15 protein-coding genes, 1 tRNA gene, 1 other RNA gene and 1 other annotated feature are annotated in these 15459 nt (G+C 42.5%); of the genes, 4 read left to right on the top strand and 13 right to left on the bottom strand.

Annotated elements, in window-relative coordinates:
- Nucleotides 1–153: 153 nt before the first annotated feature.
- The 7 genes from BANVL01_RS25535 to tadA form a co-directional block, all read right to left on the bottom strand.
- The gene (locus BANVL01_RS25535) at nucleotides 154–417 is read right to left on the bottom strand and encodes a pro-sigmaK processing inhibitor BofA family protein (RefSeq protein ID WP_066094455.1); all 264 of its coding nucleotides are present in this window, start codon (nucleotides 415–417) and stop codon (nucleotides 154–156) included.
- A gap of 85 nt (nucleotides 418–502) precedes the next feature.
- The gene (locus BANVL01_RS25530) at nucleotides 503–775 is read right to left on the bottom strand and encodes a YaaL family protein (RefSeq protein WP_439951363.1); all 273 of its coding nucleotides are present in this window, start codon (nucleotides 773–775) and stop codon (nucleotides 503–505) included.
- Nucleotides 753–1349: a recombination mediator RecR gene (gene recR / locus BANVL01_RS25525; RefSeq protein WP_066094450.1), complete on the bottom strand. Its 597-nt coding sequence runs from the start codon at nucleotides 1347–1349 to the stop codon at nucleotides 753–755. The genes BANVL01_RS25530 and recR overlap by 23 nt, the downstream gene beginning before the upstream one ends.
- 132 nt (nucleotides 1350–1481) lie before the next feature.
- Nucleotides 1482–1802, bottom strand: coding sequence for a YbaB/EbfC family nucleoid-associated protein (locus tag BANVL01_RS25520; RefSeq protein ID WP_180321548.1), 321 nt, complete (start codon nucleotides 1800–1802; stop codon nucleotides 1482–1484).
- Between the two features lie 16 nt (nucleotides 1803–1818).
- Nucleotides 1819–3507 carry a DNA polymerase III subunit gamma/tau gene (gene dnaX / locus BANVL01_RS25515; protein WP_066094443.1) on the bottom strand — a complete coding sequence of 563 codons (1689 nt, stop codon included), beginning with the start codon at nucleotides 3505–3507 and terminating at the stop codon, nucleotides 1819–1821.
- 137 nt (nucleotides 3508–3644) lie between these two features.
- An RNA gene (ffs, locus tag BANVL01_RS25510) (signal recognition particle sRNA large type) lies at nucleotides 3645–3910 on the bottom strand.
- A 104-nt stretch (nucleotides 3911–4014) separates the two neighbouring features.
- Nucleotides 4015–4521 carry a tRNA adenosine(34) deaminase TadA gene (gene tadA / locus BANVL01_RS25505; RefSeq protein WP_066097158.1) on the bottom strand — a complete coding sequence of 169 codons (507 nt, stop codon included), beginning with the start codon at nucleotides 4519–4521 and terminating at the stop codon, nucleotides 4015–4017.
- Nucleotides 4522–4654: 133 nt separating this feature from the next.
- Between tadA and BANVL01_RS25500 the strand changes: the two genes are divergently transcribed.
- The 3 genes from BANVL01_RS25500 to BANVL01_RS25490 all read left to right on the top strand — a co-directional run bounded on the left by BANVL01_RS25500 (nucleotide 4655) and on the right by BANVL01_RS25490 (nucleotide 7525).
- Complete coding sequence (locus BANVL01_RS25500) at nucleotides 4655–5944, top strand: glycoside hydrolase family 18 protein (RefSeq protein WP_066094438.1); 1290 nt, start codon at nucleotides 4655–4657, stop codon at nucleotides 5942–5944.
- 222 nt (nucleotides 5945–6166) lie between these two features.
- On the top strand, nucleotides 6167–6814 hold the full coding sequence (locus BANVL01_RS25495; protein ID WP_066094432.1) for a deoxynucleoside kinase: 648 nt from the start codon (nucleotides 6167–6169) through the stop codon (nucleotides 6812–6814).
- A 9-nt stretch (nucleotides 6815–6823) separates the two neighbouring features.
- Nucleotides 6824–7525 carry a deoxynucleoside kinase gene (locus tag BANVL01_RS25490; protein WP_218010690.1) on the top strand — a complete coding sequence of 234 codons (702 nt, stop codon included), beginning with the start codon at nucleotides 6824–6826 and terminating at the stop codon, nucleotides 7523–7525.
- 377 nt (nucleotides 7526–7902) lie between these two features.
- Here the strand turns inward: BANVL01_RS25490 and BANVL01_RS25485 are convergent.
- The 6 genes from BANVL01_RS25485 to guaB all read right to left on the bottom strand — a co-directional run bounded on the left by BANVL01_RS25485 (nucleotide 7903) and on the right by guaB (nucleotide 14355).
- Nucleotides 7903–7995: transfer RNA gene (locus BANVL01_RS25485), tRNA-Ser, on the bottom strand.
- 99 nt (nucleotides 7996–8094) lie between these two features.
- Nucleotides 8095–9375 carry a serine--tRNA ligase gene (gene serS / locus BANVL01_RS25480; protein WP_066094426.1) on the bottom strand — a complete coding sequence of 427 codons (1281 nt, stop codon included), beginning with the start codon at nucleotides 9373–9375 and terminating at the stop codon, nucleotides 8095–8097.
- Nucleotides 9376–9445: 70 nt separating this feature from the next.
- Nucleotides 9446–9672, bottom strand: a binding site (T-box leader).
- A 53-nt stretch (nucleotides 9673–9725) separates the two neighbouring features.
- The gene (gene pdxT / locus BANVL01_RS25475) at nucleotides 9726–10316 is read right to left on the bottom strand and encodes a pyridoxal 5'-phosphate synthase glutaminase subunit PdxT (RefSeq protein WP_066094423.1); all 591 of its coding nucleotides are present in this window, start codon (nucleotides 10314–10316) and stop codon (nucleotides 9726–9728) included.
- A 1-nt stretch (nucleotide 10317) separates the two neighbouring features.
- Nucleotides 10318–11199, bottom strand: coding sequence for a pyridoxal 5'-phosphate synthase lyase subunit PdxS (pdxS, locus tag BANVL01_RS25470; RefSeq protein WP_066094420.1), 882 nt, complete (start codon nucleotides 11197–11199; stop codon nucleotides 10318–10320).
- Between the two features lie 164 nt (nucleotides 11200–11363).
- On the bottom strand, nucleotides 11364–12677 hold the full coding sequence (locus tag BANVL01_RS25465; protein ID WP_172800917.1) for a serine hydrolase: 1314 nt from the start codon (nucleotides 12675–12677) through the stop codon (nucleotides 11364–11366).
- 217 nt (nucleotides 12678–12894) lie between these two features.
- The gene (gene guaB / locus BANVL01_RS25460; RefSeq protein ID WP_066094414.1) at nucleotides 12895–14355 is read right to left on the bottom strand and encodes an IMP dehydrogenase; all 1461 of its coding nucleotides are present in this window, start codon (nucleotides 14353–14355) and stop codon (nucleotides 12895–12897) included.
- Nucleotides 14356–14463: 108 nt separating this feature from the next.
- Between guaB and BANVL01_RS25455 the strand changes: the two genes are divergently transcribed.
- A complete protein-coding gene (locus BANVL01_RS25455; RefSeq protein WP_082805149.1) occupies nucleotides 14464–15405 on the top strand; it encodes a YaaC family protein in 942 nt (313 codons plus the stop codon).
- The last annotated feature ends 54 nt before the right edge of the window (nucleotides 15406–15459 follow it).

Here is a 15459-nt window from a genome sequence, read left to right as displayed (position 1 = left end):
CTATCAACTGAAAGTCAACAACTTTTTTCATTTGTTATTCGCCGTCTCAGTGACGACTTTTCATATATTACAGCATCTTAATAGTTAGGTCAATACTTTTTTAAAATGTTTTTCAAAAAAAAGAAAACCGCTGTTATTCAGCGGCAATTCAAGCTAAATTACCCAATGTTGGATAGCTGCTAATGCAAACAAGCCGGGAATACCCAAAAAACCGGAAACAGCGGATGTGGCAAAATTGATGGGCACATGAATTCCATATCGATTACCGGCAGCATTTAAGAAAAATAATAGTAATGCTCCGATTACTAATTTTATTGCTGCTTGGCCGACAAACCGGGCCGGCTTAAATTGGGCTCCAGTGAATAACAATATAAGAATGAGCACTCCTAGAATAGAAATAACGAAAATTGGTTCCAAAAAAGCTATCCCCTTTCTTAAGTCGCTTTACTTACAACATATGTACAAGTTGTAAAGATTAGACCCAAGAAAAAGAAATAGCTGATTAGGCTCTATAGAAGGTTACTTTCCGCTGTTTCGCTTCTCTTAAGAGAAAGATATATTTTGCTTCAGCGACCTTTGTTTGGCAAATTACCTCTTCAGAAGGATCGAAGCTTATTTCCAAAAGCGATTTTTCTTGCTGCCAATGCTGTTTAAATTGATTTAACTGGGCTAAGAGCTTTTCATCATATTCTTTTCTGAGCCGCCCTGTCCGCCGAAAAAACATCATCCATTCCTCCGGTTCTTCTTCTTGTTTATATTTCGCGCCGGCCCTCAATAGCCTTGGATAAGGTAACCTCGTCCGCATATTCAAGGTCTCCGCCAACCGGAAGCCCATGAGCAATTCTCGTTGTTTTAATCCCTGACGGCCGTAACAAGCGAGAGATATACATGGCTGTCGCTTCACCCTCGATATTAGGATTTGTCGCTAGAATCACTTCCTGGACGGTTTCATCCTGCAGGCGTTTTAGCAAATCAGGGATATTAATATCCTCTGGGCCAATCCCGTCCATAGGCGAAATGGCTCCATGTAAGACATGGTATAAACCGTTAAATTCCTTCATTTTTTCCATTGCGATGACATCTTTTGGATCCTGGACTACACATAGTATGCTCTTATCCCGTCGCAGATCTTCACAAATATAACAAGGGTCCTGGTCCGTAATATGGCCGCAAACGGAACAATAGCTTAGATTGCGCTTGGCATTCACAAGTGCTTTGGCAAAATCAAGCACGGTGTCTTCTTTCATACTTAAAACATAAAAGGCCAGGCGTGCGGCCGTTTTTGGACCGATACCTGGCAGCTTCATAAAGCTGTCAATCAGCTTCGAAATCGGTTCTGGATAGTGCATTTTTATTTTTCCTCTCTAATAAAAGCAAGGGTGCCTGACACCAAGAGATGAAACACCTCGAAGCACCTAAGCCCCCCTGCTAAACATATTATTAATCCAGCTCCAGCGCCTAGCGGCGCTTCCGCTTTCTATTTAAAACGGTAAGTTCATCCCTTTAGTGAATTGCCCCATTGTGTTATTTGTCAGCTCTTCTGCCTTTTTAAGGGCATCGTTGACAGCAGCAAGAACAAGATCCTGAAGCATTTCTACATCATCCGGGTCAACTGCTTCTGGTTTAATTATGACATCAACCACTTCTTTATGGCCCGTTACGACGACTGTTACCATTCCACCGCCGGCAGTTCCTTCAATTTTCTCTTCGCCTAATTGTTCCTGTGCCTCAGCCATTTTCTTTTGCATTTTCTGCATTTGCTTCATCATATTTTGCATATTTCCCATTCCACCACGCATCATTACTACCTCCAATTAATTAATCAATAATTTCTACAAATTCAGCACCAAATAATTTCTTTGCCTCTAAAATATGAGGCTCTTCTTCCTTTTTCGTACCGCTATCCATTCCTTCTTCACCATGATGACTGTTTAAGAAATTTTCTCGAATGGCAGCCCACTGCTCCTCTGGAACGCCTAACAGTAAAAACCTTTTACCGGTTAGTTTATATAATGCAGCGGTAACTGCTTCAAGAAAATCGCTTTTATCCATAGCCATTTGGCAGAGCATTTCGTGTTTAAACTTTAAAATAAATGCTGTGTCTGATGCCGCTGCTGGCTCAGCTTCATTTAACAGGGCGGCATGAGACTTCATTAAGTTGGCCCGCATTTCGCCCCAATTTGCTTTAATTAAATTTAAATCTGATTTGGTCGCCTGCTTTAATACTTCGTTTATTCTACCAACTGCTGGCTGGAACCCTTTTCTTGATGTTCTCTGTGATGGCTTTTGCGGCTGCGGCGGAGCATCATGCTGAGCTGCCGCCACTCCATTTGCCTTTAAATGCTGCAGTTCACTTTCAAGCTGATCGATTCTTGCAATTAATTGGCCTATATCCCCCGATTGTGGTTGTGTTGTCTGCTTTGCTTCCATTTGACACAGTTTCACAACCGCCACCTCAAGAAAAATCCTTGGATGGTTTGTCCAGCGCATTTCCTGCTGTGTTTTATTTAAATGATCGATAAGCTGATAAATTTGTTCAATCGGGATGGCCTCCGCCATCATCCGAAACTCATCATCAAGCATGACTCTTTCAAGCGATTCTTCAAGATTTGGTGCAGTCTTAAATAGAAGCATGTCACGGTAAAATAGGATGAAATCCTCAATAAAGCGGGCCGGGTCTTTCCCGTGGTACAATAACTCATCGAGTGCTGCTAACCCACTTGCCACATCACTTGCTTGGAAGGCATTGGCTAATCTATTCAAAAACCCTTGTGAGACTGAGCCCGTTACCGTGAGCGCATCTTCAACCGTTACCCGGTCCTCGCTGTAAGAAATCGCTTGATCTAATAGGCTTAACGCATCGCGCATTCCGCCGTCCGCGGCGCGGGCAATCATTTGCAAGGCCCGCTCCTCACAATCAACGCCGGTTTCTTCGACAATTAATTTCATCCGATTGACGATTGCCCCTGCGGTAATCCGTCTAAAATCAAAACGCTGGCATCTTGAGATAATCGTTAATGGAATCTTATGGGGTTCTGTTGTAGCTAAGATAAAGATGACATGCTTCGGCGGTTCTTCTAATGTTTTTAGCAAGGCATTAAAGGCGCTAATCGATAGCATATGCACTTCATCAATGATGTAGACCTTATAGTTTACGGCAGTGGGGGCAAATTTGACTTTGTCGAGAACATCTCTCATTTCTTCAACACGCGAGTTTGAAGCTGCGTCAAATTCTAATACATCCGGAATTGTTCCATTTGTAATCCCAAGGCAGGCCGCACATTCATTGCAAGGCTCCGAAACAGGGGACCGTTCACAATTAATCGCTTTCGCTAGAATTTTAGCGGCGCTTGTTTTGCCTGTTCCCCTTGGCCCTGAAAAAAGATAAGCATGTGAAATTTTTTGTTGAAGCAGGGCGTTTTGCAATGTCTTTGTCACGTGTTCCTGCCCTACGACATCAATAAAGTCCTGAGGCCGCCAGACACGATATAAAGCTTGATAAGCCAATTGGACATTGCCCCCTTCAAATTTTTCATCTTCTTTATTATAACGTATTCAATTTCCTTTTTACAAAATGAATCGTCTGGGTTCGCAAAAAAACTCACCTCAAATTCTGAGATGAGTTAATTTATGTACTATAACTGCCGTGCACCTTCCTTCGACTGTCGCCCATAAGCGTTACTTAAGCAGTTAGCTCGGCCCAGGCACCCCTGCGGCACATGGGAGCGTCCACTTAATGCTGCTTCCTTCCGGACCTGACATGGTTCATGGATTCCCATTGCGCAGGACCCGGGCGTCAACACCACTTACTTAAGGCAGACCCTACAGACGAACAGCCTCAGAGAAGGGATTCAGTCCCGCTAGAGCGGATTGCGGGTACAGGGCACCGCTACCTCCCCACCTAGCACGGCAAAGTTGATACCAAAGTTTAGTGTGTCTTTATCTGACACTCTCTTAGTATATAAACTTTCTCGGAAAAAAGCAATCATTATCGACTGTAAATTTATGTAAAAACTATAAATCTTTTTCTTTTCTTGCTTGTTTCTCACGTTTTTTCCGGTCTCTTATTTTTCGAAAAAAGTCCGACAGCAGCTGGCCGCACTCTGTTTCCATTACTCCTTTGCTTACTTCGCTTTGATGATTAAAACGCTCGTCCTGCAAAAGATTCATTAATGTCCCGGCACAGCCGCCCTTTGGGTCCTCGGCACCATAAACGACCCGTTTGACTCTTGATAAAATAATTGCCCCTGAGCACATTGGACAGGGCTCGAGGGTGACATATAAGACTGCTTCCTCTAGACGCCAAGAGCCTAATTCACGGCAGGCTTGATCAATGGCGAGCAGTTCAGCATGCGCGACAGCGTTTTGTTCACTTTCCCGTAAGTTATGTGCTCGGGAAACAATTTTTCCATCGATAACCAGGACTGCTCCGATTGGCACCTCATCCAGCTCTTCTGCCTTTTTTGCTTCCTTTATTGCTTCCTTCATAAAATATTCGTCATCGTCATATTCAAACGTCATGGGAATACCACCGCCTAAAAAAAATGGTTTTGTTCCTTTTTGTCCAGTCATCGAAATTTATCAACATTATATCATTTATTCCCGCCCGCCCTCATAAAATAGCTGTAGCGCATTTTGTTAGGAGGGGATCCGGATGCAAATCCATGTGATAAAAAGTAATGAATCATTAACGACGATTGCTAACACCTACCATACAACCGTTAAGCATATTACCGAGGCAAATGAATTGCCGAATTCAAATAATCTTGTCGTCGGACAGTCGATTGTCATCCCCATCATTGGCCATTTTTATTTCGTGCAGCAAGGAGATTCTCTATACTCCATCGCTAGAAGGGTCGGCGTCCCCTACCAGGAGCTTGCCAGCATTAATCAAATTAACGCAAATCAGCCGCTGAATGTAGGCCTCCGTCTCTACATTCCTGAAGCGAAGAAACGAAATGCCGAGTTTAATGCGTATGTTGAGCCGCGCGGGACGACGGTTGTTCCTGTCTTGGAAAACAGCGCCCGGGAGGCTGCACCCTATCTTACTTATTTAGCTCCTTTCAGCTTCCAGGCCCTCCGTGACGGCACATTGAAAGAACCATTACTAAATAACTTTCCGACGATCGCCAAGGCCAACCGCAATGTGTTAATGATGGTGATTAACAATCAGGAGAATGATCAATTTAGCGATGAACTTGGCCGCATCCTCTTAACCGATATGGCGATTCAAGATAAACTTCTTAACAATATCGTCGCAACCGCCAAAAAATACGGATTCCGTGACATTCATTTTGACTTTGAGTTTTTACGTCCTGTCGACCGTGAGGCCTACAATCGTTTTTTACGAAAGGCGAAGCAGCGCTTTAAAAGCGAAGGCTGGCTGATGTCGACAGCCCTTGCCCCAAAAACGAGTGCCACGCAAAAGGGAAAATGGTATGAAGGCCATGATTATAAGGCCCACGGTGAAATCTCTGACTTTGTCGTGATTATGACGTATGAGTGGGGCTATAGCGGCGGCCCGGCGATGGCCGTTTCACCGATTGATCCCGTGCGGAAGGTGTTGGAATATGCCATTACCGAAATGCCTTCGAATAAAATTCTGATGGGACAAAATCTCTATGGCTATGATTGGACACTTCCGTTTGTTCAAGGTACGGTGGCAAAAGCTGTCAGCCCGCAGCAAGCCATTCAGCTGGCAGCAACACATCACGTCCCAATTCAATATGATACCAAATCACAGGCGCCTTTCTTCAAATATACCGATGGCGGTGGTAAGCAGCATGAGGTTTGGTTTGAAGATGCCCGCTCCATCCAGGCAAAATTTAATTTAATCAAAGAGTTAAATATTAGGGGAATGAGCTATTGGAAACTAGGTTTAGCCTTCCCGCAAAATTGGCTGTTAATCGTCGACAATTTCAACGTAACCAAAAGGGAAACTTAGAAAAGCGGAAGCGCTAGACATAAAAAAATTTTTGTGACACAAACTGCCGTCATTCGGCAGTTTTTTCATGTTTTTGACATAAAATGAGCTACTTCTAAATATTCCATATCCCTTCCTGTTAGAGATTATGATAAAATAAGCTTTGTGTCTTTAAGAAAAATTTAAAATCCAGGTAATCTGGTGAAACATAGAGTGCAGGCAGCTTACGAAGGAGGACTTGCAATGGGGGAAACACCCTTTATTACCGTCGAAGGGCCGATTGGTGTAGGAAAGACATCGCTCGCAAAGGCCATTTCAGAACAATTTAATTTTGCTTTATTAAAAGAGATTGTTGATGAAAATCCCTTCTTAGGGAAATTCTATGAAAATATTGAGGAATGGAGTTTCCAAACGGAGATGTTTTTTCTCTGCAATCGCTTTAAGCAATTAGGGGATATCAATACCCATTACTTAAGTCAAAACAAGTCTGTTGTTGCGGACTACCATATTTTTAAAAACTTGATTTTTGCGCAGCGAAGCTTAAATCCTGAAGAGTACGAAAAGTACTACAAGATTTATCAAATCCTAACAGAGGATATGCCAAAACCAAATGTCATCATCTATTTGAATGCCAGCTTAGATACACTGTTGAAACGAATTAAAATCAGAGGGCGCGAAGTAGAGAAGAATATCAGCCCCTTATATCTAGAACAGCTATCAATTGACTATGAAAATACCATGGCGATTTTTGAAAAGGAACATCCAGAAATCCCTGTTCTCCGCTTCAGCGGCGATGAATTGGATTTTGTCAAAAGCGAACAGGATTTAAACTATATTTTTCAAAAGTTATCTTCATCATTAAAAACTTGCAGCTGGTCAAAAACATTATAGAACAGGGGGATGTTAGTGAGTATCGTTATTGGTGGTATGATTGGTCTAGGAAAAACAAGTGTGGCAGACACCTTGAATGCCCACTTTAAAAATAAAGGAATCGAAAGTAAGGTGTTTTACGAAGCGGTCGATGATAACCCGATTCTCCCGCTTTATTATGAACTGACACCTGAGGAATTAGATGCGAAGAGAATTCCCTTTCTCTTGCAGTTATTTTTTCTAAATAAACGTTTTAAAACGGTTAAAGAATGTGTTAGCTGGCAAGAGCCTGTTTATACGATTCAAGATCGTTCGATTTATGAGGATTGGTATTTTGCCTATGTGAACAAAAATTTAGGCAGAATTTCTGATTTGGAATTTAAAATTTATGAAGAGCTTGTTGAAAACATGTTGGAAGAACTGAATGAACTTCCAAAGAAAGCACCGGATTTAATGGTTTACTTAAAAGGTTCGTTCGATACGGTGATTGACCGGATCATGGCCCGCGGCAGAAGCTTCGAAATCAACCCGGAACTGAAGGAGTATTACTTCGAAGTCTGGAAGGGTTATGATGAGTGGGTCATGAATCAGTACGATGCCAGCGAAGTATTAATTATTGATATGGATACGACAGACGTGGTCAACAGCAATGCCGATGCGTTGCGCATTTGCCGTGAGGTAGAAGAAAAGTTAAATGAAATCCTCAGCATCACAAAAACACCTGCTTTTTAAGCCAGGTGTTTTTGTTTAGGTAAAAGCTCTGTTATTATTCATTGTTGATTTTCGTATAGGTATGAGCATTCATAAGCGGAGATTTTCCGGCTAATGTCTATAGAGGAAGCTTTAGAAGCAGATATAAGCGGAGATTTTCCGATTAACTGCTCTAAATTAGGCAAATTCCAACGATTTGGATCATATAAACGGAAAAACTCCCCTTATTATTAAGGAAATATGGGTATTTCCCAATTTAAACGGAATTTTTCCGTTTATTTTCCAAATACAGTGAAATCAACATTCTGTTATAACAGAGCCTAGGTAAAAAAAAACCCGTTACAAGTAAATGTAACGGATTTCTATCTCCAGTTTTTATGCGCGAATGTAAAAAGCTATGGAGGAGGAAGAGGGATTCGAACCCCCGCGCGGTATGACCCGCCTGTCGGTTTTCAAGACCGATCCCTTCAGCCAAACTTGGGTATTCCTCCGTATCGACAAATGATACTATATCATATATTTTATACAGTGTCAAACAGTTTTATTAAAATTTCCGGACGGGGACTAACCATCCGGAAATTTAGTGTTTTTTACTCTGGCTTTATGACCGCACGGCCGCCCATGTACGGACGTAATACCATTGGAATCACCACACTGCCGTCTTCCTGCTGGTAATTTTCTAAGATAGCGGCAACTGTGCGGCCAATCGCAAGGCCAGATCCATTTAAGGTATGAACATGCTCCGGTTTTGCCTTTGGATCGCGGCGGAAGCGGATATTGGCACGGCGCGCTTGGAATGCCTCAAAATTACTGCAAGAAGAAATCTCACGGTACGTCCCATAGCTTGGAATCCAAACTTCAATATCATATTTTTTCGCAGCCGTAAAGCCGAGGTCACCGGTACACATGCTCAAGACACGGTACGGAAGCTCCAGCAATTGCAACACCCGTTCGGCGTCATTGGTCAATTTTTCAAGCTCTTCGTATGAATCCTCTGGCTTCACAAACTTAACGAGCTCAACCTTATTGAATTGATGCTGGCGAATCAGCCCCCGTGTATCGCGTCCAGCTGAACCCGCTTCAGAGCGAAAACATGCGCTATAGGCAGCATAGCGGATTGGCAGCTGATCACCGTTTAATATTTCATCACGATAAAGGTTGGTGACAGGCACCTCCGCCGTTGGGATCAGGAAGTAATCTTCATTTTCAATCAAAAAGGCGTCTTCCTCAAATTTTGGCAGCTGGCCAGTCCCCGTCATGCTGGCGCGATTCACTAAATAAGGCGGTAATATTTCTGTATAACCGTGCTCATCGACATGAAGGTCGAGCATGAAGCTCATCAAGGCACGTTCTAAACGGGCACCTAACCCTTTATAAAAGACAAATCGGCTTCCGGTAACCTTGCCCGCGCGTTCAAAATCAAGAATCCCTAAATGATCGGCGACATCCCAATGCGGTTTTGCTTCAAATTCAAACTCGCGCACCTGGCCCCACTGTTTTATTTCTACATTATCATCTTCTGTTTCACCAATCGGGGTGCTTTCATGCGGGATATTCGGGATACTTAACAGCAATTGCTCTAAGGTCTCTTCTACCCCGCGCAGCTCGTCATCAAGCGTTTTAATTTGATCGCCCACTTCACGCATTTCTTTAATTAAATGATCGGCATCCTGTTTGTCTCGCTTTAAGGCTGCAACCTGCTGCGTGACCTCATTCCGCTTCGATTTAAGTTTTTCAGCCTCAACAATTAATTCACGTCTTCTCTGATCCAGTTCTTCAAACTGACCGAAATCGGTTAAATCTTCGCCGCGATGCTGCAGCTTTTCTTTTACTTCTGTAAAATTGGCTCTTAATACTTTAATATCTAACATGATCAACACTCCTTTTTAAATTGTCTAATCAGGCGCTTCCGCTTTAAAAACAAAAAACTCCCGCCCCTAAAACAGGGACGAGAGTTACTCGCGATACCACCCTGGTTGACTAAAAATCAGTCCACCTCGAAAAAATTTTTAACGGTTTTTACCGAAAGTACTTACTGACCACCGAATTAGGGGGCGTTCCATACTTTGCTCGAGGAGGGATTCACAAGACCATCCACCGGTTCACACCAGCCACCGGCTCTCTTTAGGAATAAGTTACTTGTTACTAGTTCCTCTCATTGCTTTTTTCATTATTGATTTGCTTTATAATTTACTACAATTATTAACCGAATGCAACTACCTTATACAAGATGTTTTGCCTTGGCTTCCTTAACCATGTCAACAAAGTAGGCAGTAAGGCGATGATTATCGGTTAATTCCGGATGGAAGGAACAGCCTAGAAATTGTCCTTCGCGTGCGGCGACGATGCGGTCATTATGCTTAGAAAGGATTTCAACATTCTCTCCTGCCTCAACGATGTGCGGCGCCCGGATAAACACTGCTGGGAAGCTGTCCGCGACATCTTTAATCGCGAGGTCTGCCTCAAAGCTGTCCACCTGACGTCCAAACGAGTTGCGTTCTACCTTAATGTCCATCACACCGATGTGCGGCTCACTGTATCCTTCAAGTTCTTTAGCTAACAGGATAAGTCCTGCACAGGTCCCAAACATTGGTTTTCCAACGCGCGCAAAATCTTTAAGGGCATCCATAAAGTCATATTTATCTATTAAACGCCGCATTGCCGTACTTTCTCCGCCAGGAAGAATAAGCCCGTCCACTTCGTTTAGTTCTTCTTTTCTTTTAATAGCAACCGCTTCAACACCGCAGGCTTCTAGAGAACGCATATGTTCACGGACTGCCCCTTGTAGTGCTAGAACCCCGATTCTAATCATCTTACCAGCCTCTATCCTGCATGCGCGCTTCAGGTGCTAGTGAAGAAATTTCGATTCCCTTCATTGGCGTTCCAAGATCCTTGGAAAGCTCGGCAATCAATTTATAGTCTTGGAAATGTGTAGTTGCTTCAACGATAGCCCTTGCAAATTTAGCAGGATTTTCCGATTTGAAGATCCCAGAGCCGACAAATACGCCGTCCGCTCCTAATTGCATCATCAGTGCTGCATCTGCAGGCGTTGCCACACCACCGGCAGCAAAGTTCACAACTGGCAAGTGACCAAGTCGCTTGATTTCTAAGAGAATCTCATATGGTGCACCCAAAAGTTTCGCTTCTGTCATTAGCTCATCTTCGTTCATCGCGACGACCTTACGCACCTGTGCGTTTACCTTGCGGATATGGCGGACAGCCTCAACAATATTTCCTGTTCCAGGCTCACCCTTCGTTCGAAGCATTGAAGCCCCTTCGCCAATCCGGCGGGCAGCTTCGCCAAGGTCACGGCAGCCGCACACAAATGGTACCGTATAGTCTCTTTTATTTAAATGAAATTCCTCATCAGCAGGAGTCAAAACTTCACTCTCATCGATATAGTCAACACCCATTGCTTCAAGTATGCGTGCCTCGACTATATGACCGATTCTTCCCTTTGCCATTACAGGGATTGTCACAGCACCCATAACTGCTTCAATGATCCTCGGGTCTGCCATCCGTGCCACGCCGCCAGCTGCACGAATATCTGAAGGGACGCGCTCCAAAGCCATTACGGCTACTGCACCAGCTTCCTCAGCAATTTTCGCCTGCTCCGCATTGACTACATCCATGATGACGCCGCCTTTTTGCATTTCAGCCATTCCGCGTTTTACAAGATCTGTACCTGTTATCATTTGTTAAAATCCCCCTTTATTTTAATTTTAAGAAAAATCTTTGCGTACTCTAGGAAATTTCCCACTCAATCAATCGGAATTATTTTTCCCCATAAAATCATTAAAGCAACAAAAAAGGATTCCTGTCAAGACAAGAATCCTTTCTACTATATTCCAATAATGGTTTATTTAAACCATCCTTTTACTGTAGAAGAAATCCCATGCCAGACATCACCGAAGAAATTGCCGATACCGCGCATCATCAGTACAAACCAATTTGCCTTTTCGACATCTTGTGCGGCAACGACATCTACCTGAGCTTTCTTCTGGCCCTCTTCGGTTAAGAAGCTGACTTTATCACCATTTTTCGGTTTAACCGTTAAATAGCCGATTTTGTCACCTTTTTTAATTGGTGCCGTTAACTCGCCATCTTTATTGATTTTCTTTTTATCCAGTACCAGTTCAGTTTGGTAATTTTTTTTATCTCCATTTTGTATAACCATGTCAATCGCTGACTTCGTATAAATTTTTACCTGATCCTCTTTACCTTTAATGACCGGAATTGTTGTATGTCCTTTAACTTGATAATGTTTAGGAACAAGCTCTTCTTTTGAGAAATTGGTAAACGCATAGTCCAACATTTTTTTTGTCTCGCCAAAGCGGGCACGATAACCATCGTTTTTACCGCTTGCATCCTTCGCATTTTGCACAACCGTAATAAATCGTTTTCCATCGCGGGCTGCTGTACCTGTAAAGCAATAACCAGCAAAATCTGTGGTTCCCGTTTTGAGGCCATCCATCCCTTTATAGCCATAATCTAATTCTGGCAGCATCCAGTTCCAGTTAATCATGTTAATTTTATCTGTAGTACCCTCGCGAAATGTCTTTCTTGGAGTGCTGGCTGTTTTTAAAACATCCGGATAATCATTAATGAGATGGAAAGCTAACGTCGCGACGTCATGAGGTGACATCAGATTTTCTTCGTCAGCCCCAGTTCCTTCTGGATGTTTCCCATGATAATCTTTATTATTTAAACCCGTTGAGTTAACAAATTTACTATTTTTTAATCCTAACTTTTTTGCCTTTTCATTCATCATTTTAACAAACTTTGATTCCGAACCGGCAATGACTTCAGCTAGGGCAATTGTTGCGCCATTTGCAGAATAAATCGCCATTGCTTCATATAATTCTCGGACTTTATACGTTCCATCCTGCCGTAAGGGCACATTAGATAAATCTCTAGGCTGTGAAATTTTATAAACAAGTTCACTGACGGGATAATCCTGATCCCATTTCACCTTCCCTTGTTTCACCGCATCAAGCAAAAGATATTCAGTCATCATTTTCGTCATACTGGCAACACCAAGTGAACTCTCACCATTCTTCTCGTATAAAACTTTACCTGTTTCTCCATCAACTATTATCGCACCGTCTGCATTCACATTTATTTCAGCTTCCGCCTTCGCTTGATCGACCCCGGCAAAAAGACCAAAAAACATGATAAGTGCCAGCGCACTGGCAACACATTTCTGATAAAAATGTTTTTTCACTCTAAAACCCTCCAAGAATTAATCACTTTGGTTATTTTAACATACCTGCCTAGTAAATCATAGACAGAGGATTGGACGATTCTTTTTGCAATTTGGTTTCTCTTTTAGGACCATTTTACCAAAAAAAACAGAGAAGACGGGGCTTCTCTGTTTTACAAGGTTATTATTATGAATAATTCGGTGCTTCCTTCGTAATCTGCACATCATGCGGGTGGCTTTCCCTAAGGCCGGCGCCTGTCATCTTAATAAATTGTGCCTTTGTTCTTAGGTCATTAATGTCCTTTGTACCACAATAACCCATACCAGATCGGAGTCCGCCAATCAGCTGATAAATCGTTTCCGCCAATGGTCCTTTATAAGGGATGCGGCCTTCAATACCTTCTGGAACAAATTTCTTATTATCTTCTTGGAAATAACGGTCTTTTGAACCCTTTTCCATCGAGGCAACAGACCCCATACCGCGGTATACTTTAAAGCGGCGGCCTTGGAAAATTTCCGTTTCACCAGGGCTCTCAGAAACGCCTGCTAAGAGGCTGCCAAGCATAACTGCATGCCCGCCGGCTGCAAGCGCCTTGACGATATCACCGGAGTATTTAATCCCGCCGTCAGCAATAATCGTCTTTCCGTGCTTCATTGCTTCTGTAGCACAATCATAAACAGCGGTAATTTGCGGCACGCCAACACCTGCTACCACCCTCGTTGTACAAATCGAACCCGGGCCAATTCCTACTTTCACGACATCGGCGCCTGCTTCGATAAGAGCCTTTGTCGCTTCAGCAGTTGCCACATTTCCTGCAATAATCGTCAAGTTAGGATAGGTGCTTCTTATTTCTCGTACCGTGTCTAACACACCCTTAGAATGCCCGTGGGCTGTATCAACGACGACAACGTCAACATTCGCCTTGACAAGCATATCAAGCCGTTTCATCGTGTCGCTAGTTACACCTACAGCTGCACCGGCTAATAATCGCCCTTTACTGTCCTTTGCAGAGTTAGGAAATTCAATTACCTTTTCAATATCCTTAATTGTAATTAAGCCCTTTAAGACGCCATGGTCATCTACTAGGGGAAGCTTTTCAATTTTATACTTTTGAAGAATTCTTTCCGCCTCTTTTAATGTGGTTCCAACTGAGGCTGTGACCAGGTTTTCTTTCGTCATCACGTCGGAAATTTTAAAGGAATAATCCTGGATAAACCGTAGATCACGATTTGTAATAATTCCAACAAGCCTTTGCTCCTCCAAATTGTTGACAATTGGCACCCCGGAGATTCGGTATTTTCCCATTAAATGCTCCGCATCATATACTTGGTGTTCCGGTGTCAAGAAAAATGGGTCGGTAATAACGCCGCTTTCAGACCGTTTTACCTTTTCCACCTGCTCCGCCTGCTGTTCGATGGTCATATTTTTATGTATAACTCCTAAGCCGCCTTGGCGCGCCATGGAAATCGCCATTTCCGATTCTGTCACAGTGTCCATCCCTGCGCTTATGATTGGAATATTTAGCTTAACAGATGGCGATAATTCTACCTTTAGGCTTACATCCCTTGGCAATACATCAGACTTACCCGGAATTAACAAAACATCATCAAACGTCAAACCTTCTTTTATAAACTTACTTTCCCACATATTAACGGCCTCCAGGAAAAAAATATATTGTTTGTAGGTTAACAATTGGACAAAATACTGTCAAGGAATAACTATTAATTTGACTCTTCTGAAAAAGGTGATTGGATCTTGGGTATTCAATATAAAGACTGGAAAAGCTTCTCCTGTTTCTTTTCGGCAGAATACTGCCAGCGTTATTTAAAAACTAGCTATCAGAAGCAGAAACTGGATAATCCTGAACAAAAAGGCTATGAAAATTGCTATGCCTTTCTTTATTATCTGGAACATGGGCAAATATATTATGAACAAGCAGAGAAATCCCCGCTAATTTTAAAGCCGATTTTACTATTCTATGGTCTTGTCCATTTAATTAAAGCTTGTATTTTATCCATTGACCCTTCTTATCCTGAGACAACCGCTGTCTTAGCACATGGCGTTTCAACAAGAAAAAGGAAAAAGCAAAATTATCTTTTCTTTCAGGATGAAGTTAAATTTCAAAAAAATGGACTTTTCCCCTTCATGTCGGAAAAAATGTTCCACATGAAACCTTTAGAAGGGGAGAAAGTCATGATGGAGGAATTACTACAGCTTATACCAGAACTGGATGATTTATTCTTTTTTCTTGAAAGAAAAAGGACATTTGCCACATTACAGCAGCAAGGAGAACAGTTTGTTGTACCTGAAACGGTTTTAAATTACTTTCATATGACAGAAAGCCGCTTTAAGGAGTATTTTGCTTCGAAGTGTGAAAAAGGAGTTGAATTTGAGAGTGAGGGACTTACTCTACCGATTAACGAAGGGGTTCACTTAGAAAGCACACCATTGAAATTCAATTTAGAAAATAGTCATTGGACAATTCCACTGAATAAAGGCATCTATCTCAACTTCCCAGAACTGCTAATTCACTATCTGCTGCTGTATAACTTAAGTATGATTGCCCGTTACGAAACAGAGTGGTGGAGTGAATTAACGAAAATGATGCCCAATCATGATTACCCATTTATTGCCTCATTCCTTGACAGTACCATGAAAAAAGGGCCGTTTTTGGTTTATCAGTATTTGATGGGATAGCGAGAAGAACACAAAAGGACAACCCTCTCGGGTTGTCCTAGTTTTGCCTGGCCG

This window comes from Neobacillus novalis NBRC 102450, assembly GCF_001591805.1.
Taxonomy (GTDB): Bacteria; Bacillota; Bacilli; order Bacillales; family Cytobacillaceae; genus Neobacillus; species Neobacillus novalis.
The sequence above is the reverse complement of the archived record's forward strand: the minus strand, read 5'-3'. Positions and strand labels throughout refer to the sequence as shown.